Raw genomic sequence first — 26,055 nt, 5'->3', positions numbered from 1 at the left:
CCGTGCCTCAGGCCCCGACGCGGTTGCCGGCAGCGTCGACCACCTGTTCGCCATCTTCCTTGGCGAAGGCGCCGCGCTGCCGCTCCGGGATGAGGTCGAGCACTTCTTCGGAAGGGCGGCAAAGCTTCACGCCGAGCGGTGAGACCACCACCGGCCGGTTGATGAGGACGGGATGCGTCATCATCGCGTCGATCAGTGCTTCGTCGTCAAGAGCCGTGTCGCCGAGACCCAACTCGGAATAGGGCGTGCCCTTTTCGCGGAGCAGTTCGCGCGGGGTGATGCCGGCGCGATCGATCAATTGTTCGAGCAGGGCGCGCGACGGCGGCGTCTTCAAATATTCGACGACATGCGGCTCAATGCCGGCGTTGCGGATCAGCGCGAGCGTGTTGCGCGACGTCCCGCATTCGGGATTATGGTAGATGATGATGTCGGTCATGGCGCCAGTCTCCCTTAGCAGCAGGCGAGTTCAGCGAGCAGCGGCTCGCAGAGTTCTGCCCGGCCTTGGCAGCAGTCCTTGGCAAGAAAGAGCATCAGGTCGCGCAATGTGTCGATATGGGCGCGTTGGATGATCTGGCGCCCATCTTTCTCCGATCGCACGAGGCTCGCTTTCGCCAGCACCGCGAGATGGGTCGAGAAGGTGCTTTGAGACAGGCCGGATGCTTCGACGAGCTTACCGGTCGAAAGTCCCTCGGGCTCGTGCCGGACAAGAAGGCAAAAGGCTTCGAGGCGTGTCGGGTGCGCCAGCGCGGCAAGAGCGGGTAATGCCAAATCCATATTCATGTATCGGGATTATCCGATGAATAGGCCTTCGTCAAATTCTATCGGAAATATCCGATGGGCTAGCGCAATTGAGCGATCCCCTAATCGGACTATAGGTTGATGATGGTTCGGGAAAGTCAGAGCGAGATCCCCATGCGGATCGTCATCGAACAGCCCGTCGTGGGCGTTCTTCACAGCTTGCAGGCCAAGGACGACCATCCGCTCGATCCGAAATGCTCGAAAGCTGGCGAAGCGCTGACGTTCGATTTTCCCGTCCGCGTCGGCCCCGGCCCGAAATTCTCTGGTGATCAGGTGCGGCGTGAAGGCCCCGAACGCCGGTTTGTCTATATTCGTGTCGGGCAAGCGGCCGGCGACCCGGCGTCGCCTTGGACGCGGCGGATGAAGATCGACATCCATGATATCGATCAGCAGTTGCTCGATGCTGCGGCAAAGGGTGGGCGCCGGATCGAGATTTCGGTCAATGGCACGGGCAAAGACGGTACGCCCGCCTGCGCAACGGTGCGCTCGACAGGACGGCGTCTCGTTTAGACTCGCGCGTTCCCCCGTTTGCCGATCATGCAGCGTGGCGCATCGTCTCCAGCTTCGCAGCGCCGAGCGCGAGGAGCCGCTCGATTTCGTCCGACGTCCGCCGGACGGCTAGTTTCAGCGCTTCGTCGATATGGACATAGTCTTGCGTTACATTCTGCGAGGCATGACCGAGCATCGCCCGGATCGTGAGCTCCGAGAATCCCAGGTCTCCGGCGACGCTTCCAAATGTGTGGCGAAGCGTATGGGGTGTCACGCCTTTTATGCCGGCCAAATTGCACACGCGCCGCAAGCAGTCGCTGACCGCGGTGTACGGACCATTCCCAACAGCGGACGGAAACAGATGCGGATTACCCGCTATCTCCGTCTGGTCTTCGAGCCCACGAATGGCGGCGGGTCCGATCGCCCGGATCTGTGCGCCGCCCTTCGTATCGGGAAAAGCGACATAGCCGCGCTCGGCATGCAGCCAGCTACGGCGCATCGCTTGACCTTCTTGGCGCCGATAGCCTGTGAGCAGCAATGTGCGCAGCACGCCAAGCGCGACAGGGTTTTCCCCAATGGCCTTTGCGTAGGCGATCGCTTTGCCGAGCATCTCGATTTCGGCAATGCTCAGCCTGCGCGTCTTCTTCTTGCTGGCAAGCTTCCTCGCCCCCTCTGTCGGATGCGTTTCGAGCAGCCCCTTATGCTTCGCATGTCCGATGATGGCCTGCAGCGTGCCGACACACCGCCCTGCGACGCCGGGTCCGCCGGTAGCCATGCCGCCCCGGCCTCCCGTTCGAGGCTTGGCGGTCTTCCCATTCTTCACGTCTGTCTGCATCTGCTCGACGTCGGCGATTTTCAAATGTTTGACGATTCGATTGCCGAGCAGGGGCGCGATGTGCGTGCGAATGCGGCTCTCATCCATCCCGAGCGATGATTCCTTGATCGGAAGATTCTTGCGGCCGAGGATATTGCCCGCGCGCGCCTCCACCAGATACCAATCGCACATCTCCGCGACAGTCATGCCTTTGCGATCCTGCCGGACTTTGTCGGCAGGATCTTCTCCGACAATGACTTCGGCCAGCTTCAACTTCGCCAAATCGCGGGCTCTATCGACGGTTAGAACGCCAAAGCGGCCAAGGTTCATGCGCCGCTTGGTGCCTTCGGCGTTTCGATACTGGACGACGAAGGTCTTCAGCCCAGACGCCATGATCCTCAGGCCAAAGCCCTTCACCTCTGAATCCCATAGAATGAGATGCTTGTTTTCTGGCGGAACCAGGGCGTCTATGGCCCTCTTTGTCAGCTTTGCTGTTGGCATATAAAACTCCTGCTGGAGACACGACTTCAAAAATCGCTAGTGTCTCCAAAATGTCTCCAGTTTAGTGGAAACCGGAGGCAATTGCAGGATATAACAGGTGAAAGAGAAACTCAAGAAAACAAGCAAAAATAGAGGGATAGCGTAGTTTCGAAAACGATAGAAAAGGTAGAAATTCAAGTTGCCAAGGTTGGGGTCGAGGGTTCGAATCCCTCGCCCGCTCCAGTTTCGTTTCTACGATATCGTTGTCGAAACGTTCCCATCTCTCGATAAATGTACGGACCGATGCCGGGGTTTCCCGATTTGTCTCCAAACTAAAGGTTCGGGTCGAAGGTTCGAGCCATGCCAAAGTTGGCGACCTCACATCGTCAAACCCTGGCCGGGCGCCAGCCATAATTGAGGAACGGGGCTTGCTTCGAGCGCGCCGGGACGACCGCTTTGCGCCTGATATTGGACGTTAGGTTCATTCCCACAAAGTCGGAAAGCGGACGCTCAGCTTCCCGGCGAAAGGCAGGTATCATGTCGTCGCTTCGGAATAACTCCGCTGGACTTCCTATTTTTATCATATAAATAATTTCATTAGATGAAATTAGCCCGCGAGGTTGCGGAAATGAATTTGAGTTTGCGCCTGCCGGTTGTTCTCGTCGGTCTCCGAGACAAGGCGTGGGTGTCGGACGACGCGGCGCGGTGGCCGGCTTGGGAGTCGGGCCGGCAGACACAGGCGACCTTGGCTCTGCCTTGCGCGGCAAAGGTGTCGGCGCCGCGATTGCCACAGAATTCCGACGAGCCGCATTTGTGCACCGCCGCGCTGCGCACGCTTGGCCAGCGGCTCGCGGCCGAAACGAACGATCTTTGGTGGACGTGCTACTGATGCGGGGCGATGGGCGTCCGCTGCGGTATTGGGCCATTGGAGGGATTCTTGGGGCCTGCGCGGTGGCCGCGACGATCGGCGCGTTTTATCGTTCGGGCGACGAGGAAGAAGCGGCCCCGCTGGTCCTGCTCGCCGAAACGCCCGCCGTGCCGAAGCCCGCCAGCGCATCCAGCGGCTGGGCGCCGATCGTGCCGAACGCTGACGACGGTAGCGTCATCGTGGTGTCGGCGCAGCCGAACGATCTCCACACCGAGCTTTTGAACGAGACGCGCGACGCGGCATGGGCAGACCGCAGCGAAACGGCAATCCGCGAGGGGTTGCGCGGTTTCAGCTTTCTGAGCCAGGGTGGGCCGCTCGACGTGCGCTGTGCGATGACGATCTGCGAAATACGCGGCGTCGTATCGGCGCCATCGATCGACGCGCGCAAACTCCGCTGGCAGGAGATCGAGCAGTTCACGCAGGGCGAAACATTGTCGTCCGCCGGATTGCTGGCTGCGGCGGCCGTATTCGGGACGCGGGAAGATGCTTATGCTTTTGTGCTGCACTATCGCCGTGACGATGCACTGGCGGCAATGGCAAGGAATTGAGGCCGGCCGACGTTGCGCCGACCGGCCTTGCCCCCGTCAGTTCCGCGCGCGGAAGCTGTCGATCCACTGATAGTTGAACTGCGCTTGGCCGGTCGTTGGGTTGGGCACGCAGCTCTGGTTGCAATAGATGCCGTTCAGCATCCAGGGGTCGGTCGATGGGCCGATCGACGCCTGCGACTGGCGCAGTGCATAGGTGGCGACCGTCAGTCCCTTCTGGTCGAACAGGATATCGGCATTCTCGAGGCTGAGGCGGACGTTCATGAACCAGGGGCTGGCCTCCAGGAAATCGACCCATTCGGCGCGCGGTCGCGGCGTCTGGAGCGAGTAGTTCAGATATTGCCAGACCTTCCATGCCGGACTGACGCCATATTGGCTGGCGAAACCGGCGTTGATCGTGTCGCCCAGATGGGCGCGGAAATGATTCTTCAGGCTGAACTCGGTGCTGATGATCTGCTTTGCGGTACCGAGCTCGCCGCGCGCCCAGTCGATCGCTTGGCCCATTTCCGCCACCGAACTGGTGTGCATGTGCAGGTCGATGCCCGCGACGTTCGGCGTATTTTCAGCATAGTTTATCAGGTCGCGCGTCGCCTGTGTCTGCCACGATGCCATCTGCAGATTGTTGAACGCCCCGACATAGAGCGGGATCGCCCGGCGCGTCTTGTTATAGGTGATGACGTGGTTCGACATCTGTTTGTAGAATAGGAACAGGTCGTTGTCGCGGTCCGCGGGATCGCTTTCGATGAAAGGTTCGTTGCCGACGACGATGATGTCGGTGCTGTTATAGACTTCGTCGAGAACCTTGGTGGTGAAGGCGCGGACATCGACGAATTCCTGGCTGTTGACGTTGCTCGGAAAATCCGAGCCGCTGTACTCATATTTCAGGTTCAGGATGACATTGAATCCCGCGGCGCGAATCTGCTTGAACCCTACGACGTCGGGGTCGGTGGCGATCGCCGCTTCACCCAAGCCTTGCAGGCGGGTGACGTCGATGAAGGCCCGAACCCAGGTCGTTTCGGTGCGATCGAGTTCGCTCTGATCGAAGTTGCGCGTCAGGCCATTGTAGTTGACGCCAAGCTCGGACGCGCTGGCCGATCCGGTGCTCAGCGCGGTCGCCGCGGCGAGCGCGAGATATCGTAATATGGTCATAACCTCTCCCTTTTTTGTCGTTGTTGCCGATTGGCCGCAGCGCAATATCACAAAAATAAGATAAATAATATGATTCGTGGCCTCGACGTCGAGCAGGTGCCGTTGTCCTTGCATTATATGATAAATACTATACAAAGATCGCAAAGTCGTCGGGAGGATGGATTGTGAGTGTCGTGCTGTCGCGTCGCGCGTTGCTTCTTGCCGGGGCGAGCGCTGCTCTCTTGCCCGCGGTCGCTGCCGCATCGAGCCGAAAAAAACCCAATATCATTGTCATTTACGCGGACGATCTGGGGTTCGGCGACCTTGGTTGTTATGGCTCGCCGATCGCCACGCCGCACATCGACAAACTCGCCGCGCGCGGAACGCGCTTCATCAACGCACACTCGCCATCGGCGACCTGCACGCCGTCGCGCTATGCCCTGCTAACCGGCGACTATGCGTGGCGCGCTTCGGGAACCCAGATCTTGCCGGGCGACGCGCCCGCGCTGATCCGGCCGGGCCAGTTCACGCTGCCGCACATGCTGAAACAGGCCGGCTATGCGACCGGTGTCGTCGGCAAATGGCACCTCGGCCTCGGCGACGGCAAGGTCGACTGGAATGGCGAGATTGCACCGGGGCCGCTCGATGTCGGTTTCGATTACGGATATTTCATGCCCGCGACGCTCGACCGGGTGCCGACGGTGCTCATCGAGAACCGGCGCGTCGTGAACCTTGATCCCGCCGATCCGATCCGCGTCGATTACAAAGCCAAGGTGGGCGACGAGCCCACCGGGGCCGAGCATCCCGAGCGGTTGAAGTTCGGCGCCGATCCCGAGCATTCGAACACGATCGTCAACGGCATCAGCCGCATCGGTTACATGACCGGCGGCAGGGCTGCGCGCTGGACCGATGAGGACCTCACCGACCAGCTGTTGAGCAAGGCAGTGGACTTTGTGACCGCGCGCAAGGACGGTCCTTTCTTTCTCTATTTCGCGATGAACGAGCCGCACGTGCCGCGTGCGCCGCATCCGCGCTTCGTCGGTGCCTCGGGCATGGGGCCGCGGGGCGATACGATCGTCCAGTTCGACTGGACGGTCGGTGCGTTGATGGACAAGCTCGCCGAGCTGGGCCTTGCCGACGACACGCTGGTGATCCTCAGCAGCGACAATGGCCCGATCCTGTTCGACGGGTATCAGGATCAGGCGGTCGAACTTGCGGGCGGCCACAAGCCGTCGGGTCCGTATCGCAGCGGCAAATACAGCATCTATGAAGGCGGTACGCGGGTGCCGATGATTGCAAGCTGGCCCGGCCACGTCCGCGCGGGGCATGTGTCGGCGGCGCTGATTGGCCATGTCGACATGGTCGCGACGCTCGCGGCATTGGTGAAGCAGGAACTTCCCCCGACCGCAGCGGTCGACAGCTTCGAGATGCTCGCGCCGCTTCTGGGCCGGAGCGACAAGGGGCGCGACTATGTCATCCAGGACACCAAGCTGATGGTGACGACGGGCTCGACCGTCGCGAGCAGCGGCGCGCGCATCCTGGCGCTGCGCACCGGCGATTGGAAGTTCATCCGCGGCAGCGTCGAGCCTCATAAATTCCATGGCAATGCGATCGGCACCTTGGCGCAGCACCAGCTCTATGATCTGGCGGCCGATCCCGGCGAGCGCGAAAATCTGGCGGACCGGATGCCCGAGATGACGCGCAAGCTTGCCGCCTGGCTGGACAAGGTCGAAAGGGACGGGCGCAGTCGGCCCTGACATCGACTTAGGCGGAAATCGTGCAACGCAGACCTTGCCATTCGCAAATTTAATTATATGATTTATCCGAAAAGAAGAATTGGAGAGGGCGGGATGCGGTTTTCGAAACTGGGACAGAAGGCGATGGCGCTGTTGGTTGCGACCGCGCTTGCCGGATGCGCGCAGCCCCGCGCCATTCCCCAGTCGGCATCGGCGATCGCGCCCGCCGCTGCTCCGACGCCGGTCCCCGCGCAGAGTCCGAACATACTCGTCATCCTGATCGACGATCTGAAACCAACGCTCGGCTCGTTCGGCGATCGCACCGCAATCAGCCCCAATATCGACCGTCTCGCGGCACGCGGCACCCGCTTCGAACAGGCCTATGCCAATCAGGCGGTCTGCGCGCCGAGCCGCATCAACCTGATGACCGGCCGCCGCTCGACCTCGACCGGCATTTATAATTTCGGGATGGATCTGCGCGACTATATCCCGAACGCGGTCACGTTGCCGCAACTGTTCAAGCAGGCGGGCTATGGCGCCGAATCGATCGGCAAGGTCTTTCACGTCGGCCACGGCACGCACGACGATGTCGAAAGCTGGTCGGCGCCGCCCCAGAAGGACAAGGTGATCGAATATGTCGAGCCGGGCAGCACGGGCGGCAAGGCGACCCGCGAAGAGGCGCTGTTCAACGAAATTCCCGTGCCCGCGGAGCGCGACATATTCGAATATGCCGCGACGCTGCCGCGGGGCACGGCGTGGGAAAGCCCCGACGTGCCCGACGATGCCTATGCCGACGGCCGCACCGCGGCGCGCGCCTCGACGCGGCTGGCGGAGCTCAAGACGAGCGGTCAGCCCTTTTTCCTCGCGGTCGGTTTCGCGCGGCCGCACCTGCCCTTTTCGGTGCCGAAGCGTTATTGGGACATGTATGATCCGGCGCGGCTGCCGATGCCCGATTTCGAGCGGCTTCCCGACGGGGCGCCGCTGTTCGCAGGCAAGGTCGGCGGCGAAATCGCCGCCTATGACCCCGTTCCGCCAGGCAAGCTCGGCGCCGAATATCCCGAGGAACTGAAGCGCAAGCTCATCCATGGCTATTATGCCGGCGTGACCTATGTCGACGCGCAAATCGGCAAGGTGCTCGACACGCTCGACCGCGAAGGCCTCACGGAAAATACGATCGTGATCCTGTGGGGCGACCATGGTTGGCATCTCGGCGACCATGGGCTGTGGACGAAGCATACCAATTTCGAACAATCGGTGCGTCTGCCGCTGATCTTTGCCGGTCCGGGTACGGGCAAGGCAGGCAGCGCGCCGAAACAGATCGCCGAAACCGTCGACGTGTTCCCGACGCTGGCCGCCCTCGCGGGCCTCCAGCTTCCCGCGGATATGCAGCCGCTCGACGGCGCCAGCCTTGTCCCGGTGTTCCGAGATGCTGCGGCACATGTCCGGCCCTATGCCTATCATGCCTTCAATCGGCCCGGCCGGATCGGGCAGGCGATTCGTACCGAACGCTACCGCCTAGTGCGCTGGACGCAGGAAGCCACCGGCGCGCGCGCCTATGAACTCTATGACCTTCAGCAGGATCCCGGCGAGACGCGCAACGTCATCGATGCCGAGCCCGCCGTCCGCAAGAAACTCGAAGCCTATCTCGACGCGCAGCCGGCGCCGGCATCGGTCGAGCTGAAAGCGCGCCGCGCCGCACAGGCGCGAAACTGAAATTTACCGAACAGGGAAGGGTCTGGAATGAAGAGGCATCAGCGGATTGCGCGCCGGGGATTGTTTGTCGCGGTGCTGGCTGTCGCCATGGCAAGCGCAAGCCTTGCTGCAGCACCGGCGATGGCGCAGGACGTCGCGGCGTCGACCCCGGTTGCGCCGGGGCGCTGGACGCCAGAGCGGATCAACGCCTGGTATGCCGGGCAGCCCTGGCTTGTTGGCGCCAACTACGTGCCGCGCGACGCGATCAACCAGCTCGAAATGTGGCAGGCGGATAGTTTCAACCCGGAGCAGATCGACGAGGAACTCGGCTGGGCCGCAGGCATCGGCATGAACACGATGCGCGTGTTCCTGCACGACCTGGCGTGGAAGCAGGATCCCGAAGGCTTCCTTGGCCGCGTCGATCAGTTCCTCGCCATCGCCCAGAAGCACAAGATCCGCCCGATGATCGTGATCTTCGACGATGTCTGGGATCCCAGCCCGAGGATCGGCAAGCAGCGCGACCCGCGTCCGCATGTCCACAACAGCGGCTGGGTCCAGTCGCCCGGCAAGGCGATTCTCGGGACGCCGTCGCGGCATGACGAACTCAAGCCCTATGTTCAGGCGGTGCTGCGCCGTTTCGCCAAGGATGACCGCGTCCTCGCCTGGGATCTTTACAACGAGCCGGCGAACATGATCGGCAACAGCTATGGCAAGAACGGCACCAAGGAGGAGCTGACCGACAAGCCGAAATACACCGCGATACTGCTCGAAAAAGTGTTCAGCTGGGCGCGCGAGGTCAATCCCGACCAGCCGCTGTCGGCGGGCATCTTCTGGCACACCGGGGGCATGAACCGGCCAATCGTCGATGCGAAAACGTTAGAGGCGAAATCGGCATCGACGCTGCACCCGGTCAACCAGATCGCGCTCGCCAACAGCGATTTCATCAACTGGCACAATTACGATCATTCCGCGCGGGTAGCGGCCGAAATCCGCGTCATGAGCGCGTGGAATCGCCCGCTGATCATCACCGAATATCTGGCGCGCGACAACAAGCCGGCGCAGGGCACCAACAGTTTCGAAGGCCTGCTGCCGATGGCGAAGGGCTTCAAGGTCGGCATGATCAACTGGGGCCTCGTCGCGGGCAAGTCGCAGACGCAATATCCGTGGGACACGTGGGACAAGGTTTGGACCCGGCCGCCCGCCATCTGGCATCACGATATCTTCCATCCGGACGGCACCGCGTTCGACCTGGCCGAAACCGCCTTTATCAAGAATATGACTAAGGGAGAGCATTGATGCGGGGATTTCTGACGGCGTGCGCCGCGATCGCTTGTCTGCCTGGCGTCGTCCATGCGCAGGGCGCCCTCGGCGCCAATTATAACGAACATTATGAGGATGTGGACTATCGCGACCTTGAAAAGGCCGATGCGACCTGGGTGCGCATTTTCCTGACGATGCCGCAGCTCGACCGCGGTGCCGCCGAGCATGGCGTAGTGCGCACGACGCTCGATGCATCGGGACGCGGCTGCAAGACGATCCTGTCGCTGAAATGGCCGTTCCCGAACCGCGACTTTCCCAAGGCGGGCAGCGCCGACATGGCGAAGGAACTGGAACGTCTCGACGCGGTGCTGCCGCTTGTGATGGGCAAGGTCGATATTTTGGTCATCGGCAACGAGCCCTATATCGAAAGCCGCGAGGGCGACCGCGATCTCGACCTCAATGCCTTTTACGAAGCGATGGCGGCGCGGGTGATTGCCTATCGCGCCAAGGCGTGCGGCGAGGCGTGCAAGACGCGGCTCTACATGGGGGCGCTGAACCGGCTCGACCTCAAGAAAAACATGACAGCGTCGACCGATCGCTGGATGGCCTATGTGAAGGCGACGGCCGAGCTCGACGGGGTCGATATTCATCCGCACGTCAATTCGCTCGAAGCATCGAAGCCTTTCCTCGACTATATCCTGCCGCGGATGCGCCCCGAGCAAAAGTTTCTCGTCACCGAATTTTCGATCGTCTGGTGGTGGAAACAGAATCTGGAAAAGCCGATCCCGGCCGCCTTCGCCGAAAAATATGGCGTCACGAGAACCGCGCAGAACTGGCAGGTGATCAAGGCGGCGCTCGAGCAGCCCTTCGCCAAGCCGCATTGGGACGATTTTCTGACGATGAGCCCATGGTTCGAGACCCGCAAACATTATCTGCGCAACCAGATGAAGATGTTCCGCGACACCGGGCGGCTCGCCGTCGCGACCTATGGCTTCAAACAGGGCAGTTCGATGGCGAGCAATTTCGGTCCCGAAAAGACGCCGTGGTTGCTCAACAGCGTGTTCGCGCCGGCGACTGTGCGCAAGAATGCCGACGGTAGCACCGCGCCCAACTACGCCTGGATCGACGATTTCAAGGCGCTCCAAAAGGATTGATGAACGTGAACAAGCCGACTTGGATGCACGGCCTGATGCTGGCAGGGCTGACGCTGGCGCCTTCGGCAGCGGCGCAGCAGCAACAGCTGAAAGCGGCGGTTGCCGACGATATCTTTGCCGACCATCCGTCGATGGACAAGAATGCGACGGTGATGCCGGCCGCCGATGCCAGGCCCGTCGCGCCGGTCTTTTCCGATCGACCGATCGCCGACGCATCGGTGGCCCGATTGCCGGACGGGGGCTGGGTTCTGACCGGCACCCAGATCCGCAGCGGGACGCGCCACGGCGTCGCGCTGTGGACGTCGACCGATGGCAAGGCGTGGAAAGCTTTGGGGCCGGCGAAAATCTCCGGCGCTGGCATTACGCCGGGCGACGTGTCCGAACGTTATCTGGCGCCGTCGGTGACGGTGGCGGGCGACAAGCTCTATCTCGCGTTCAGCGACAAGGCCGGCTGCGCGCGCGTCGCGACCGGGCTTGCTGCGCAGCCCGGCGGGGCGTTCGCCGCTTCGCCCTGCCTCGTCGAGGATGCGGCGGACGTGTCGCTGTTCGTCGACCAGGACGGCACCGGCTATCTGGTCTGGGGTGGCGGCACGATCGCCAAGCTCGATCCCGGTTTCGGCAAGCTGGCCGAGGCGCCGCGTTTTCTCAAGCCCGATCAGGCGCTGTTCGCCAAGCATCCGCCGGTGGGCAAGGATTGGCCGGTGCGCACGCGCGTTGGCACGCGCGGCGCGGCGATGGTCCGCGACGGCGACCGCTATATTCTCGCCGCCAGCGAGGTGACGGGGCGGATACGGACCGCGACCGAGGATCTGTTCGTCGCCGAAGCGCCGACACCCTATGGCCCCTTCACGATGCGCGCGCTCGCGGTTCCGCACGCGGGCCGCGGGTCGATCGTGCGCACCGACGACGGCACGCTTGCCGCGGTGTACAACCCGAAATGCGATGATGGTTTCGCGATGTTTTGCGAAAAGGTCGGACTGGTGCCGCTCGACCGCGCGCCCGACGGGCGGTTACGGCAGGCGGCGTCGGTCATCACCGAGGACAGCGCGGTTGCGGCGCGAAAGGCGCTGGTCACCAGCGAGACGATGCGCGACCCGTCGGTGACGCTTGGCGGCGACGGCTTCTACTATCTCGTCGGCACGCTAGACGGCTATGGCTATCACAAGCCCGACGGCGGGGTGAAGCTGTGGCGCTCGGCCGATCTCAAGAGCTGGACCGACGTCGGTTTTATCTGGAAGTGGGAAGGGATGGGCTATGATTTCGGCCAGAATATCGCCGAACTATGGGCACCCGAAATCAAATGGGTCGAACGCGATAAAACCTTCTATCTCGCCTTTTCGGTGATGGAGCGCGGTGTGGGCGGCAAGACCTGGCTCTATCGCTCCAAGACCGGCAAGGCCGAGGGGCCGTATGAGAATGTGACGAAAAGCTATTTCGCGAAGGGCATCGACGGTTTTCCTTTCGAGGACGACGATGGTCTCTATTTCCTGTGGGGCGGCGGTAGCATCGCCAAGCTCAACGCCGCGCGTAGCGGCTTCGAAGGGCCGGTGCGCCAACTCGTCGACGTCGATGGCGACCATGTCGGTTATGAAGGCAACGGTCTGATCAAGGTCGACGGCGTCTATTTCCTGACCGGCGCCGAATGGCACGGCCCGCTTCGCACGCACGGCACTTATGACATGATGTACGGCACGTCGAAGAGCCTGTTCGGCCCCTATACGCAGCGCCGCATGGGCGCGCCACACGGCGGCCACGGCACGGCATTTCGCGACAAACAGGGTCGATATTGGTACACGATGTTCGGTAACGATCCGACGGCGCCGTGGCGCATGAAGTTCGGTCTTGTGCCGATCGACATCGGCGATCCGGCCTCGATCGGCGTGCCGCGGATCGACAGTGTCCGCGACTGAAGCGCGACGGTCATCACCTAAACCACCGTGAGATAACGTTTTTCAGCTCGGCCGAGCCTCCTCAAAAATGCTTCATCTCATATATATATGATTTATATTGCCAATGATGTTCGCGGCCGCTATTTCAGCCGTAGAACAATGCCAGATACATGGGGGAAGGATTATGAAGTACCGGATGCTTATGGCGAGCTGCGCGTCGTTGACCGCACTTTGCAGCGCATCGCTGGCCCATGCACAGGAGGCCAATGTCGCGGCCGCGTCCGACGCTGGCGTATCGGCTGAGGCCGCCGTTGGCGATGAAGACGCGATCGTGGTCTCGGGAATTCGTGCTGCGCTGCAAAGCGCCGAATCACGCAAGCGGGACGCCGAAGTCGTTATCGACGGTATTTCGGCGGACGATATCGGCCTGCTTCCCGACGTGTCGATTTCGGAATCGCTCACCCGCATTCCGGGCGTTACCGCCAATGACACGGCCCGCGGCTCGGACCAGGTTGCGATTCGCGGCCTTGGTCCCGATCTTGCGTCGACCGAATATAACGGCCGGATCCTGCCGACCGCCGATGGCGTCAACCGGCGTGTCGGTCTGGGTGGTCTGCCATCTGAAGGCCTGAGCGGCGCTTTCGTCCAGAAAACGCCGGATGGTGGCACGATCGAGGGCGGGGTCTCCGGCATTCTTGCGCTCGAGTCGATCCGGCCTCTCGAAAGCAAGCGCAAGGGTCTCACCGTCGTGGTTCGAGGGCTGTTCGAGGAGCAGGCCAATGATTTCAGGTCGGCCAGTGCCACGAAGCCGTTCGGACTGCGGGGCGAGGTGACCTACGTCGGCAAGCTTGCCGACAACCTGGGCATCTCGTTGACCTATGCCGGCATCAAGGACCAGAATGTGCAGACGGGGGTTCAGCTCGAAAGCTGGCGCCTCGACTCCTCGACGCGTGTCGTCTCGCCTGCGGCGCCTCCCGGGCGGCCGCTCGCGATCACGCAGCCCGGTGCGCGCTACGACATCAACGGCGACGGCGTGGCGGACTCGCTGCCCTCGAACGCCGGCTCGATCATTCAGATGCTCAACACCGAACGCCACAGCGCGCTCGGCATGATCCAGTGGGAACCCACCGACTGGCTTACCGTCAGTCTCGACGGACTCTTTTCGGAAGAAACAAGGTCGGGCGAAACCCGTCGCTTCTTCGCGATCGACCTCTTCAATGGCGCGCTGGGTGCCCCGACATCTGCCACGGTCGAAAACGATACGGTCACGCAGTTTGCGGGCACGTCGGCGCTTTATCGCGGTGTGATCAACGCGGAAAAAGTGAAGGATCATACTTATGGCGGAGGGGTGAATTTTGCCGTCGACGACGGCGGCGCGCTGAAAGCGCGCTTCGACTTTTCTTGGGCGGAGGCGGGCCGCGACCGTTTTACGCCGGTCGTCAATTTCGACAATGACGCCAATACCGCTTTGCCTGTCGCGCAGCAGGCGCCATCGCAACGTCAGGCCTTCGGCTATGATGTACGGGACCGCGGCAATGTGGTGCTCGACTTCGGTGCGCTCTCCGCAGATGATTTCGCGATCCAGCAGATCAACACGACCAAGCAGGACTCACTCGATCGAATCAAGGCCGCGCGCGCTGACTTCGTCTATGAAATCGACGGTGGCTTTCTCCGTTCGATCGAGTGGGGGCTACGGTACGACAATCGGTTCCACAGCCAGCGTGTCGATCAGACCCAGTATCAATTCTTGGCAACCGGTGCGCTGCCCGGACAAACTGCGCTGGCCAATCGGCCTGACCTGACGGCCGCGATGCTCGAGCTCCAGCAGAATCCCTTTGCTGGCAGTGCGGGAGTTGGCGGGGCATCGGCCGTTGCCTATCCCTATTATGATTTCGACACCCTCTACGCACTAGGCACAACAGCGTCGAATGTGACGATACTCGATCTTTTTGCGCAGGATGCGGGGGCCGCGAACGAGATCGAAGAAGATAGTTTTGCGCTCTATGGGCAGTCGAAGTTCGGGACCGGACGGCTCACCGGAAACATCGGCGTGCGTTGGGTGCTTACCGACAGCGTTTCGCGAGGACGCATTGCCACCAGTGCGACAGCAGCGCGAGATGTCAGCGTCTCCAATTCCTACAATTATTTCCTGCCGAGCCTGAACCTGCGTTGGGAAGCGGCGCCCGACTTCCAGGTCCGGCTGGGTGCCGCTCGCACGATGTCGCGGCCGCTATTCGAGCAGCTTCGTTCGGGCAGCGGCGTAGATCTCAGCGGGATCGGGGAGGGAGTGATCAACGTCACCACCGGCAATCCCAACCTGCGCCCATTCACTGCAGATGGCGTCGATCTTGGTGTCGAATGGTTCCCCGACAAGGGAACGTCGATTGCGATCGCCGGCTATTATAAATGGGTCAAGAATTTCACCACCTCGGCGACCGAGACGGGCACGATCACGCTGCCCGACGGCACGGTACGCGATGCGAACTACACGCGCTTCTTCAACGATCCCGAAACGCGCTATTTCCGGGGCGTCGAGGTCCAGTTTCGCAAGGATTTCGACTTCCTGCCGGGTTTCCTTGCGAACTTCGGGGTGCAGGCAAATTATAACTACAACGAAACCAACGCGCGCGAGAGTTTCATCTCGCTCGCCGGTCCCGCGAGTTTCGCGATCAACACCACCGGTACGGCTGCCGGCGTGACCAGCATCCCGGTCGCGACCACGACCGATGTGCTGCCGATCAACCTCTCGCAACATGTCGTCAACGCCATCGCCTATTACGACACGCCGACTTTCAACTTCCGTCTCGCCTACCGCTATTACAGCGGCTACTCGCGCCGGTTCGCCAACGGCTATCAATATCAGCCCGACGGCCAGCTCGATTTCAACTTCGGGGTCAAGCTGCTGGACAATGTCCGCGTGATCGGCACGGTGACCAACATCCTCGGTTCGAGCTTGTACCGCGCAACCGCCGACAGCCGCGATGCGTCGAACCGCAACATGCTACAATATTATGGCTCGCGCGGTCGCGACTATGCTCTGGGTGTCCGCGTCCAGTTCTGATCCATAGGGCGCGCGGAACGCCGCGCACCCCACCCGGCTCATCCTATGCCCGCCATCGATCATCGATGGCGGGGCCTCCTTTTGGGTGGATCGTCAGTAGGAGAAGGGGGCGACCGTCCGGCGTTCGGCAACCAGAAAGGCGTCGGCGACCAGCTGGAGCGGCCGGATATCGACGTCGCTCTTGCCAGCCGCGATCAACTCGGCAAAGCGGGTGTATAGGCGCGGATATTCGCGATCGGCGCCCGTCTGCGGTTTGGCGCCGGGGACCTCAAGTACGCTGCCGCCCATCGACAGACGCAGCGTTCCGGCGTCGGTGTCGACTTCGATGTCCCAGCTTTGCGCCCCGGTTTGCAAAAAATCGAGTTCGGCGATCACCGGCGCCGCGCCGCTGCGCATTTTCAGAGTCGCTGCGATCGGTGCCTCGCGGCCTTCGGGTATATCGATCTGCGCGGCGTCGAGCAGCAGCGTTTCGGGGAGGATCGCGGTGGCGATCGACAGCGCGTTGATGCCGGGGTCGAAAACCCCGAAACCGCCAGCGGCGAGGATCCACTCCTGTCCGGGATGCCAACGGCGGATATCCTCTTTCCACAGGATGCGCGCGGCGTGGATCGTCCGCCCGACAAGCCATTCGCGCGCCGCGGCGACGCCCGCCGCCTCGCGTGAGTGCCAAGTCGCGAACAGTGTGACGCCGCGCGCGCGGGCGAGATTTTCCAGATCGGTGATCTCGGTGGCGGTGGCCGCCGGCGGCTTTTCGAGCATGATATGCAGCCCGGCCTCGATCGCGGCGCGGGCGATCGCGTGGCGGCCGCTCGGCGGCGTGCAAAGCGACACCGCGGTCAAATCGTGGCCGCCCGCGATCATCGCGGTTATATCGGCATGGCCCGGCACATCGTCGAGCTGCGCGTGGCGGCTCGCCGTCGCGACGAGTGTGAAGCGGCGGTCGGCGGCGATCGCCGGTATATGCTGATCGCGCGCAATCTTGCCGATCCCGACCAATCCCAAGCGAATCATAGCTGTGTGTCCTTCACCAATTTATCTTATTTATATGCTTCCTATCCGTTTCGTTCCGCTGTATCAACCATGACAGGGCTGCGGCCGGACAAGACGTATCGAGAAGGATGAATATGGGAGAAGGGGCGAAAACGCAGCCGGAAGGCAAGCCGGGGCTGCGGTCGCGTGCCTGGTTCGACAATCCGGACAATCCGGATATGACGGCGCTCTATCTCGAACGCTATCTGAACTACGGCTTCAGCATCGATGAATTGCAGTCGGGGCGACCGATCATCGGTATCGCCCAGACCGGCAGCGACCTGACCCCCTGCAATCGCCATCACCTCGAACTCGCGAAGCGCGTCCGCGACGGTATCCGCGACGCGGGCGGTATCGCGATCGAATTTCCGACGCATCCGATTCAGGAAACGGGCAAACGCCCCACGGCGGGGCTCGACCGCAATCTGCAATATCTCAGTCTGGTCGAGACGATCTATGGCTATCCGCTCGACGGCGTGGTGCTGACGATCGGCTGCGACAAGACGACGCCCGCGTGCCTTATGGCCGCGGCGACGGTGAACATCCCGTCGATCGCGCTGTCGGTCGGTCCGATGCTCAACGGCTGGTTCAAGGGCGAGCGCACCGGGTCGGGAACGATCGTGTGGAAAGCCCGTGAAATGCTTGCGGCGGGCGAGATCGACTATAAGGGCTTCCTCGAACTCGTCGCCTCGTCGGCGCCCTCGACCGGCTGGTGCAACACGATGGGCACTGCGACGACGATGAACTCGCTGACCGAGGCGCTCGGCATGTCGCTGCCGGGATCGGCGGCGATCCCTGCACCGTATCGCGACCGACAGGAATGCGCCTATCGCACCGGCGTGCAGATCGTCGAGATGGTCCACGCCGACCGCAAGCCGAGCGACATATTGACGCGCACGGCCTTTCTCAACGCCATCCGCGTCAATTCCGCGATTGGCGGATCGACCAATGCGCCAATCCACCTCAATGCAATCGCGCGGCATATCGGTGTCGAACTGACGCTGGAGGATTGGGAGGCGCAGGGGGCCGATGTGCCGCTGATCGTCAATCTGCAGCCGGCTGGCAGCTATCTGTCGGAGGATTTCTACCGCGCGGGCGGCGTTCCCGCGGTGATGGGACAATTGCTGCGCGCGGGGATGATCGACGGCGACGCGCTGACCGCCAATGGCCAGACGGTGGCAGCAAACATCGGCGAGGCCGATACGCAGGACGCCGATGTGATCCGCACGCTCGCCGCGCCGCTGAAGCCGGCGGCGGGACTGACCGTGCTCCACGGCAATCTGTTCGACAATGCGGTGATGAAGCTGAGCGTCATATCACCCGAATTTCGCGCGCGCTATCTCAGCAATTCGGCTGACCCAGAGGCGTTCGAGGGCGTCGCGATCGTGTTCGATGGGCCTGAGGATTATCACAGCCGTATCGACGATCCGGCGCTGGGCGCCGACGCCAATTCGATCATGATTATGCGCGGTGCGGGGCCGATCGGCTACCCCGGCGGCGCCGAGGTGGTGAACATGCGCCCGCCAGCGGCGCTGATCCAGGCGGGCGTCCATGCGCTGCCGTGCATCGGCGATGGACGCCAGTCGGGGACGAGCGGCAGTCCGTCGATCTTGAACGCCGCGCCCGAAGCCGTCGTCGGCGGCGGCCTCGCGCTGGTGCGGACGGGCGATCGCATCCGTATCGACCTTGCAAAACGCACCGCCGACATGCTCGTTGACGAGACAGAGCTCAATCGCCGCCGCGCCGAACTCAAGGACGATCCCGACTATATGCCGCCGGCCCAGACGCCGTGGCAGGAAATCCACCGCGCGCTCACAGGACAGTTCGACGGCGGCGCGGTGCTCGAAATGGCGGTCAAATATCAGCGCGTCGCCCAGGCGCACGGCTTGCCGCGCGATAGCCATTGATGGCGGACGTCCGGGTCATCGAACGCGAACGGCGCGACCGGCTGGGTGAGGGGCCGATGTGGTCGGCGCGTTATGAGGCGCTGTTCTGGGTGGATATATTGGGCCGCCGTATCAATCGCATGGCGCTGACCGACGGTTGTGTCGACAGCTTCGAACAGCCGCATTATGCCGCGTGGATAATCGAGCGCGAGACAGGGGGCTTTGTGGCCGGGATCGGCCGAAACATCGTGCGCCTCGATCTTGAGACGGGTGCACGAGAACCCCTCGCGTCAGTCGACCCGCACAACGCAGGAAATCGTCTCAACGACGCGAAGGCGGACGCGATGGGCCGGATCTGGGCGGGGACGATGCCGGTCACTTGCGACCGGCCTTCGGGTGCCTTTTACCGGCTCGATCCCGATGCTACGCTTGTCCAGGTCGATGGTCCCTATACCATTGCCAACGGGCCCGCGATCGACCCGGATGGAAATTTCCTGCTGCATACCGATACCGCTCGAGGAACGATTTTCCGGTTCGACATCCACGGCGACGGCACGCTAGGCAAAGCGACCCCATTCATTGTCTTCGAAGAAGCTTGGGGCAGTCCCGATGGCATGACCTTTGACGCCGAGGGTGGTCTCTGGGTCGCCTGTTGGGGGGCGTCGCGTGTGATGCGTTTTGCGCCCGACGGAACGCGCGACCGCCATATCATGCTTCCGGCATCGCAGATTACCAGCTGCGCCTTTGCGGGCCCCGAACTCGATCGGCTGTTCGTCACCTCGGCCTCCAGCGGCGTGACCGAGGAACATGCCGGTGCTTTGTTCGAGGTCGATCCGGGTTGTCGCGGGCTGCCGACGCAGAAGTATATGGGATAGAGGAGCAAAAAAGATGACGAAATTGGCTTGGGGCGCCGCGGCGGCGGCGTTGGTCGCGGCGACGCCGGCGCTTGGTGCCGAGGCGACGCAATCGAACTTCGGCACGATGCCCGACGGGCGCGCGGTGCCCGCGGTGAAGCTCAGCAACGGCAATGGCGTCGAGGCGACCGTGATTGCGCTCGGCGCGACGCTGCAATCGATGGTTCTCCCGGACCGCGCGGGCAAGAAGGCCGATGTCACGCTCGGCTATGACAACCTCGATGCCTATCTGAAAAAGCCGCAATATTTTGGTTCGACCGCCGGCCGCTTCGCCAACCGCCTCGCCGGCGGGCGTTTCAAGCTCGACGGTGCCACCTGGCAGACGCCGATCAACAATGGCGCCAACGCGCTGCACGGCGGCACGCTCGGCTTCGACAAGGTGCTGTGGCAGGTGACCTCGGTGAAGAGCGGCCCCATCGCCTCGGTGACGCTGCGTTATGTCAGTCCCGACGGCGACCAGGGCTATCCAGGAACGATGACGGTCGATGCGACCTATTCGCTCGACGAGAAGAACCAGCTGACGATCGAATATGTCGCGACGACCGACCGGCCGACGATCGCGAATATCACCAACCATGCCTATTGGAATCTGTCGGGCGAAGGCTCTGCGAACGGCGCGATGGGGCATGTCGTCACGATTCCGGCCGAGCATTATCTGCCGACCGATTCGGGCGCGATCCCGACCGGCGAATATCGTCCGGTTGCGGGCACGGTCTTCGATTTCCGCAAGCCGGCCGCGGTCGGCGACCGCGTCCGCGACGCGGCGGACGAACAGATTGTTTTCGGCCGCGGCTATGACCATAATTGGGTGGTTGGGCGCAGCGTCACTGTCGACCAGCATCTGATGGCACGCGTCGAGGATCCGGCATCTGGCCGCAGCTTCGAACTCTGGTCGAACCAGCCGGGCTTGCAGATGTATTCGGGCAATTTCTTCGATGCGACCAGCTACGGCAAGGGCAAGAAGATTTACCGCATGGGCGATGCGATCGTCATGGAGCCGCAAATTTTCCCTGATGCGCCGAACCAGAAAGATTTTCCGAACGCGCGCCTCGCGCCCGGTGAAACCTATCGCAATGTCATGACCTATCGCTTCACCACCGGTGCCAAGGCATCGAAACGCTAATCCATGGCGGCGTCGCCGGTCAGTCGGCGGCGCTCTCGGGTCTGGCGGTGTCGATCAGGTCGAGCACATCGCTGATCAGCGAGCGCATCGCCTTGCGCGCCTTGTCCGGATTGCCATCGGCGATCGCGTCGCGCACCGCGGCATGATCGCCGACATTGGCGGTGCGGCCCTTGACCCGGTTGGTAAAGCGGATCGAAGTGCGCAGCGCGGTGCTGACCACTTCGCGAAACTGGGCGTAAAAGGGGTTTCGCGACGCGCGCAGGACCGCGATGTGAAAGGCGATGTCGCTTTCGAGCGGGTCGTCGTCGCCGCGTTCGGCCTTTTCCATGCGGGCAAGGCCGGCGCTGATCCGTTCGATGTCGTCGGCGGTTGCGACCCGCGCGGCAAGCGCCGCCGCTTCGGGTTCGATCGCGACGCGCAGTTCGTTGAACTGGCGCAGCAGATCGATCGAAAATTGCCGTTCGAGCAGCCAGCGCAGCACATCGGTGTCGAACAGGTTCCACGACGTCGTCGGTTGGACAATCGTTCCCTGCCGCGGGCGGGCGCTGAGCAATCCCTTCGCGGTCAGCATCTTTACGGCTTCGCGCGTGACCGACCGGCTGACGCCATGCTGCTTTGCAAGCTCGGCTTCGGTCGGGAACACCGATCCGTCATAGTCGCCGATCACGATCGCCCGCCCGATCGCGTCGAGCATCCCATAGGTCAGGTTTCGTCCCAGTTGCGGTCCGCCGTCCTCAATTCCCAAACCCGACATGTTCCCCACGCTCTTCTCCATCGCCCGATCTACCGAGCCCCATATCATCTAAATCGCATCACATGCTAGACAAGCCATTTAAATAAGATAAATGTGATTTCAAATTTAGCAATAGCAACGGGGGAGAGTCCGTATGTCGGGCCTGGCGCAAATCGATATCATCGTCATCGTCGTATATGCCATTGGCATTTTCGGCCTCGCGCAATGGGTGAGCCGCGAAAAAGCCGGGCATGCCAAGGACACGTCGGACTATTTCCTCGCGTCGAAATCGCTGCCCTGGTGGGCGATCGGCGCGTCGCTGATCGCGGCGAACATTTCGGCCGAGCAGATCGTCGGCATGTCGGGCTCGGGCTATGCGCTCGGCCTCGCGATTGCGTCCTATGAATGGATGGCGGCGCTGACGCTGTTGATCGTCGGCAAATATTTCCTGCCGATCTTCCTCAAGAACGAAATCTACACCATGCCGCAGTTCCTCGAACAGCGGTATGGCAAGGTGCTGCCGGTGATCATGGCGGTGTTCTGGCTCGCTCTCTATGTCTTCGTGAACCTGACGTCGATTATCTGGCTCGGCTCGATCGCGGTGAACAAGGTGGCGGGTGTCGATCAGAATGTCGCGCTGATCGTGCTCGGCGCCTTCGCGCTGCTCTATCAGCTCTACGGCGGGCTCAAGGCCGTGGCGTTGACGGACATCGTCCAGGTGACGTTGCTGGTTATGGGTGGGCTGATCATCTCCTATCTCACCCTGAACGAGATCGGTGGAGGGCAGGGCGTCCTCGCGGGCTTCTCGATCCTCACCGAGCGCGTTCCGGGCCATTTCGACATGATCCTCGCGCCCGACCACCCCTTCTTCAAGGATTTGCCCGGTATCGCGGTGCTCGTCGGGGGCATGTGGATCGCGAACCTCAGCTACTGGGGGTTCAACCAATATATCATCCAGCGCGCGCTGGCCGCGAAGAACCTCGGCGAAGCGCAGAAGGGCGTGATGTTCGCGGCCTTTCTGAAGCTGTTGATGCCCGTCATCATCGTGCTGCCCGGCATCGCCGCGGTCGTGCTCGCGCCCGATCTCGCCAAGCCCGACGAAGCCTATCCGACGATGATGCGCCTGCTGCCGCCGGGCCTGCTCGGCCTTGTCTTCGCCGCGCTCATCGCCGCGATCATCGCCTCCACCGCCAGCAAGATCAATTCGATCGCGACGATCTTCACGCTCGACCTCTATGCGAAGGGCCGCGGCCTTTCGAGCGACGCGGAAGATGGACAGAAGGGTGCGCGCGAAAAGCATCTGGTGTTCGTCGGTCGCATCGCCGCCGCGCTGTCGGTGGTGATCGCGCTCGTCGCGGCGCGCCCGCTGCTCGGCAATTCGGACCAGGCGTTCCAGTTCATCCAGGAATTCTCGGGCTTCTTTACCCCGGGGATCACGGTGATCTTCCTGCTCGGCCTGTTCTGGAAGCGCGCCAACGAGGCGGGCGCCATTGCAGCGGCGGTCGCATCGGTACTGCTCTCCTATGCGTTCAAGATCGGTATGCCCGACTTCCCTTTCATGAACCGCATGGGCCTGGTGTTCCTCATCAGCCTCGCGCTCGCGGTAGTCATCAGCCTGACCTTCAAGGCGAAGGGCGACGCCAACCGCATCACGATGGAGGGCGTCACCTTCCGGACGCCGACGACCTTCAACGTCGCGGGCGTTGCCGTCATCCTGATCCTGATCGCGCTGTACGCGACATGGTGGTGAGCCCGCTAACCTCCTTTCTCGCGGTCGACTGGGGCACCACCAACCGCCGCGTCTTCCGCATCGACGCGGGGGCAGTGGCGGAAACCGAACGCGACGATCGCGGCGCCGCATCGGTCGAAGATTTTCCGGGCGAGGTCGCGGCGATCCGTGGGCGGTTCGGTGATCTGCCGATGTTGCTCGCCGGGATGGTCGGATCGACGGTGGGCTGGCGAACTGTGCCTTATGCGCTGGCGCCCGCCGGTATCGAGGATCTCGCCGAAAAGCTGTTGTGGATCGACGATCGAACCGCGATCGTCCCCGGGGTTGCGTGCCGCGGTGACGGCCGCGCCGACGTGATGCGCGGCGAGGAAGTACAATTGCTGGGCGCCGTCGCGGCGGGCATGGTCCCCGCCGACGCGATGCTCGCGCAGCCGGGGACGCACTGCAAATGGGCGACGATGACGGGCGGCCGCATTGCCGGCTTCACGACCGCGATGACTGGCGAACTGTTCGCGCTGCTGCGCCGTCACAGCCTGCTGGCGGCAACGCTGACCACCGAGGTCGAACTCGGCGATGCGTTCCGCGGCGGTCTGGCAGAGGGCGCGCGGCGCGACCTCAGCGCCTCGCTGTTTGCAATTCGCGCCGCATCGGTGCTGGGCCTTCGCGGCGACGCGGACGCCGCCTCTTTCGCCAGCGGCGTGCTGATCGGCGCCGATGTCGCGGCGCGCTTGGCGGATAGCCCGTTCGACCAGGTTCATATCCTCGCCGACCCCACGCTCGGCGGTCTATACGCCGCTGCGGTTGCCGCGCATGGCCGCGAGCCGGTGGTCGTTGACAGCCACACCGCCTTCGCCGAGGGCGCCATCGCCATCGGAGTCCGAGTAAAATGAGCCATATTGCCGCCTTCGACGCCGCTTTTGCGCGCTGTCCGCTGATCGCCATCCTGCGCGGCGTCAAACCCGACGAGGTCGAGGGTATCGGCGAAGAACTGGTCGCGGCGGGCTTCACGCTGATCGAGGTGCCGCTCAATTCGCCCGATCCGCTAGAGAGCATCGCGCGCTTGGCCGAGCGGTTGCAGGGTAGGGCGGTCGTGGGCGCGGGTACCGTGCTGTCGGTGCAGGATGTCGCGGCGGTTGCGGCGGTTGGCGGCACGATGATTATCTCGCCCAACACCAATGTGGATGTGATCGCTGCGAGCGCCGAGGCGGGTCTTGTCTCGCTGCCGGGATTTGCCACGCCCAGCGAGGGCTTTGCGGCGCTCGTCGCGGGCGCCACCGCGCTCAAGCTGTTCCCCGCCGAAGCGGCAAGCCCGGCGGTGCTGAAAGCGATGCGCGCGGTCTTGCCCGCATCCACGCGCGTGCTGCCCGTGGGCGGCATCGCGCCCGAAACGATGGCGGTCTGGCGTGATGCGGGCGCGGCGGGTTTCGGTCTCGGTTCGGCGCTCTACCACGCCGGGCTTTCCGCCGAGGCGGTCGGCACGCGCGCACGGTCGTTCATCGCGGCTCTTGAGGACTAGGCCCGCCGATGGCGCCGGATTGCGATCGGACGGGCATGCGATTTGTGGAGGGCGGTACCTTTCTGATGGGATCGGATCGCTTCTATCCCGAAGAGGCGCCGGCGCGCCCGGTTCGCGTCGACGGTTTCTGGATCGACGAGACGCCGGTCACCAACGACCAGTTCGCCGCCTTCGTCGCTGACACGGGCCATCGCACCCTTGCCGAGATGGCGCCCGATCCCGCTGACTATCCCGGGCTCCTTCCCGAAATAGTGCAGCCTGGATCGTCGGTGTTCCAGAAGACCCGATTGCCCGTCGACCTGTCGGATTACAGCCAATGGTGGGCGTTCATCTTCGGCGCCGACTGGCGCCGCCCGCTCGGGCCCGACAGCTCGCTCGACGCGATCGGCGATCATCCCGTCGTCCACATCGCCTATGCCGATGCTGCCGCTTATGCCCAATGGGCGGGAAAGGCGCTGCCGACCGAGGCCGAATGGGAATATGCTGCGCGCGGCGGGCTCGACGGCGCCGACTATGCGTGGGGCGACGAACTCGCGCCCGGCGGGGCGATGATGGCCAATTACTGGCAGGGGCTGTTCCCATGTTCGAACCTGCTCACCGACGGGTGGGAGCGGACGTCGCCGGTGCGGACCTATCCCGCCGACGGCCATGGTCTTTTCGACATGATCGGTAATGTTTGGGAATGGACGAGCGACTGGTATGCCGAACCCAAGGCCGCTGCGGTGCGGACCAAAAGCTGCTGCGCTCCGCACAATCCGCGCGGCGGGACCGAACGGCAGAGCCGCGATCCCGCGACCCCAGATCTCAAAATCGGGCGCAAGGTGCTAAAGGGCGGCTCGCATCTTTGCGCGCCCAGCTATTGCCAGCGCTATCGCCCCGCGGCGCGCCACGCGCAGCCCATCGACAGCCCAACGAGCCACATTGGCTTCCGCTGCATCCGGTGCAGTTGAGGCACCTCCGCCGATCCGCGCTTTGCCCACGAGCTTTCGACTCGGCGACGTTAACTCGACGGCTGGACAAGGCGTACGGCGACGACGGCAAAGTCCTGATGCTGCCGCGGCTTGAGCCCGGACCGATCGAAGGTGAACGCTGCCGAGGCGGAGAGGTGCAGGCCTCGCCTTCGCAGCCGATCGGCAAATAACTCGCCCGCC

The 26,055-nt window shown here is 62.8% G+C and carries 22 protein-coding genes; 16 read left to right on the top strand and 6 right to left on the bottom strand.

What is annotated here, in order from left to right; all coding sequences use genetic code 11:
- Positions 1-7 precede the first annotated feature (7 nt).
- Complete coding sequence (gene arsC / locus ACTIFP_RS15465; protein WP_439569606.1) at positions 8-436, bottom strand: arsenate reductase (glutaredoxin); 429 nt, start codon at positions 434-436, stop codon at positions 8-10.
- Between the two features lie 14 nt (positions 437-450).
- On the bottom strand, positions 451-780 hold the full coding sequence (locus ACTIFP_RS15460; RefSeq protein ID WP_439569605.1) for an ArsR/SmtB family transcription factor: 330 nt from the start codon (positions 778-780) through the stop codon (positions 451-453).
- A gap of 102 nt (positions 781-882) precedes the next feature.
- Here ACTIFP_RS15460 and ACTIFP_RS15455 point away from each other — a divergent pair, with 102 nt between their 5' ends.
- A complete protein-coding gene (locus ACTIFP_RS15455; RefSeq protein WP_439569704.1) occupies positions 883-1,308 on the top strand; it encodes a DUF5990 family protein in 426 nt (141 codons plus the stop codon).
- A gap of 25 nt (positions 1,309-1,333) precedes the next feature.
- Here the strand turns inward: ACTIFP_RS15455 and ACTIFP_RS15450 are convergent, their stop codons facing one another.
- Positions 1,334-2,602 carry a tyrosine-type recombinase/integrase gene (locus tag ACTIFP_RS15450; protein WP_439569604.1) on the bottom strand — a complete coding sequence of 423 codons (1,269 nt, stop codon included), beginning with the start codon at positions 2,600-2,602 and terminating at the stop codon, positions 1,334-1,336.
- Positions 2,603-3,182: 580 nt separating this feature from the next.
- On the opposite strand from ACTIFP_RS15450, the gene ACTIFP_RS15445 reads away from it, so the two are divergent.
- Together ACTIFP_RS15445 and ACTIFP_RS15440 are read left to right on the top strand one after the other, a co-directional pair.
- Complete coding sequence (locus tag ACTIFP_RS15445) at positions 3,183-3,470, top strand: sialate O-acetylesterase (protein ID WP_439569603.1); 288 nt, start codon at positions 3,183-3,185, stop codon at positions 3,468-3,470.
- A gap of 62 nt (positions 3,471-3,532) precedes the next feature.
- Complete coding sequence (locus ACTIFP_RS15440) at positions 3,533-4,057, top strand: hypothetical protein (RefSeq protein ID WP_439569602.1); 525 nt, start codon at positions 3,533-3,535, stop codon at positions 4,055-4,057.
- 36 nt (positions 4,058-4,093) lie between these two features.
- Here the strand turns inward: ACTIFP_RS15440 and ACTIFP_RS15435 are convergent, their stop codons facing one another.
- Positions 4,094-5,203 (bottom strand): hypothetical protein, encoded by a 1,110-nt coding sequence (locus ACTIFP_RS15435; protein ID WP_439569601.1) that lies wholly within the window; start codon positions 5,201-5,203, stop codon positions 4,094-4,096.
- Between the two features lie 173 nt (positions 5,204-5,376).
- Between ACTIFP_RS15435 and ACTIFP_RS15430 the strand changes: the two genes are divergently transcribed.
- The 6 genes from ACTIFP_RS15430 (at position 5,377) to ACTIFP_RS15405 (ending at position 15,974) form a co-directional block, all read left to right on the top strand.
- Entirely contained in the window at positions 5,377-6,939 is a 1,563-nt protein-coding gene (locus ACTIFP_RS15430; RefSeq protein WP_439569600.1) for a sulfatase family protein, read from the top strand.
- A gap of 93 nt (positions 6,940-7,032) precedes the next feature.
- Positions 7,033-8,631 (top strand): sulfatase, encoded by a 1,599-nt coding sequence (locus ACTIFP_RS15425; protein WP_439569599.1) that lies wholly within the window; start codon positions 7,033-7,035, stop codon positions 8,629-8,631.
- A gap of 87 nt (positions 8,632-8,718) precedes the next feature.
- A complete protein-coding gene (locus ACTIFP_RS15420) occupies positions 8,719-9,906 on the top strand; it encodes a 1,4-beta-xylanase (RefSeq protein WP_439569598.1) in 1,188 nt (395 codons plus the stop codon).
- On the top strand, positions 9,906-11,024 hold the full coding sequence (locus tag ACTIFP_RS15415) for a hypothetical protein (protein ID WP_439569597.1): 1,119 nt from the start codon (positions 9,906-9,908) through the stop codon (positions 11,022-11,024). Before ACTIFP_RS15420 ends, ACTIFP_RS15415 begins: the two co-directional genes overlap by 1 nt.
- Positions 11,025-11,029: 5 nt before the next feature.
- Entirely contained in the window at positions 11,030-12,934 is a 1,905-nt protein-coding gene (locus tag ACTIFP_RS15410; protein WP_439569596.1) for a family 43 glycosylhydrolase, read from the top strand.
- 103 nt (positions 12,935-13,037) lie between these two features.
- Entirely contained in the window at positions 13,038-15,974 is a 2,937-nt protein-coding gene (locus ACTIFP_RS15405) for a TonB-dependent receptor (protein ID WP_439569595.1), read from the top strand.
- Between the two features lie 93 nt (positions 15,975-16,067).
- Here the strand turns inward: ACTIFP_RS15405 and ACTIFP_RS15400 are convergent, their stop codons facing one another.
- Positions 16,068-16,985 carry a Gfo/Idh/MocA family protein gene (locus ACTIFP_RS15400; protein WP_439569594.1) on the bottom strand — a complete coding sequence of 306 codons (918 nt, stop codon included), beginning with the start codon at positions 16,983-16,985 and terminating at the stop codon, positions 16,068-16,070.
- Positions 16,986-17,098: 113 nt separating this feature from the next.
- Here ACTIFP_RS15400 and ACTIFP_RS15395 point away from each other — a divergent pair, with 113 nt between their 5' ends.
- From ACTIFP_RS15395 to ACTIFP_RS15385, 3 genes are read left to right on the top strand one after another with little or no spacing between them, the layout of a single operon-like run.
- Positions 17,099-18,910 carry an IlvD/Edd family dehydratase gene (locus ACTIFP_RS15395; RefSeq protein WP_439569593.1) on the top strand — a complete coding sequence of 604 codons (1,812 nt, stop codon included), beginning with the start codon at positions 17,099-17,101 and terminating at the stop codon, positions 18,908-18,910.
- Positions 18,910-19,764, top strand: a complete 855-nt coding sequence (locus tag ACTIFP_RS15390) for an SMP-30/gluconolactonase/LRE family protein (RefSeq protein WP_439569592.1) — start codon at positions 18,910-18,912, stop codon at positions 19,762-19,764. The genes ACTIFP_RS15395 and ACTIFP_RS15390 overlap by 1 nt, the downstream gene beginning before the upstream one ends.
- Positions 19,765-19,777: 13 nt before the next feature.
- Positions 19,778-20,926 carry an aldose epimerase family protein gene (locus ACTIFP_RS15385; RefSeq protein ID WP_439569591.1) on the top strand — a complete coding sequence of 383 codons (1,149 nt, stop codon included), beginning with the start codon at positions 19,778-19,780 and terminating at the stop codon, positions 20,924-20,926.
- 19 nt (positions 20,927-20,945) lie between these two features.
- On the opposite strand, the gene ACTIFP_RS15380 is transcribed toward ACTIFP_RS15385, so the two are convergent.
- A complete protein-coding gene (locus ACTIFP_RS15380; protein ID WP_439569590.1) occupies positions 20,946-21,680 on the bottom strand; it encodes a FadR/GntR family transcriptional regulator in 735 nt (244 codons plus the stop codon).
- A 133-nt stretch (positions 21,681-21,813) separates the two neighbouring features.
- On the opposite strand from ACTIFP_RS15380, the gene ACTIFP_RS15375 reads away from it, so the two are divergent.
- Genes ACTIFP_RS15375 through ACTIFP_RS15360 form a run of 4 tightly spaced genes read left to right on the top strand, consistent with a single transcriptional unit; the run spans position 21,814 to position 25,854 of the window.
- Entirely contained in the window at positions 21,814-23,409 is a 1,596-nt protein-coding gene (locus ACTIFP_RS15375; RefSeq protein ID WP_439569589.1) for a sodium/sugar symporter, read from the top strand.
- A complete protein-coding gene (locus tag ACTIFP_RS15370; RefSeq protein ID WP_439569588.1) occupies positions 23,400-24,278 on the top strand; it encodes a 2-dehydro-3-deoxygalactonokinase in 879 nt (292 codons plus the stop codon). The genes ACTIFP_RS15375 and ACTIFP_RS15370 overlap by 10 nt, the downstream gene beginning before the upstream one ends.
- Positions 24,275-24,904, top strand: coding sequence for a 2-dehydro-3-deoxy-6-phosphogalactonate aldolase (locus tag ACTIFP_RS15365; RefSeq protein WP_439569587.1), 630 nt, complete (start codon positions 24,275-24,277; stop codon positions 24,902-24,904). Before ACTIFP_RS15370 ends, ACTIFP_RS15365 begins: the two co-directional genes overlap by 4 nt.
- A 35-nt stretch (positions 24,905-24,939) precedes the next feature.
- Complete coding sequence (locus ACTIFP_RS15360) at positions 24,940-25,854, top strand: formylglycine-generating enzyme family protein (RefSeq protein ID WP_439569586.1); 915 nt, start codon at positions 24,940-24,942, stop codon at positions 25,852-25,854.
- Positions 25,855-26,055: the final 201 nt, after the last annotated feature.

Origin of the sequence: Sphingopyxis sp., from assembly GCF_051861155.1 — a bacterium.
Lineage (GTDB): Bacteria > Pseudomonadota > Alphaproteobacteria > Sphingomonadales > Sphingomonadaceae > Sphingopyxis.
Note: the sequence above shows the minus strand (reverse complement) of the source record. Positions and strands in the feature narration are given on the sequence as shown.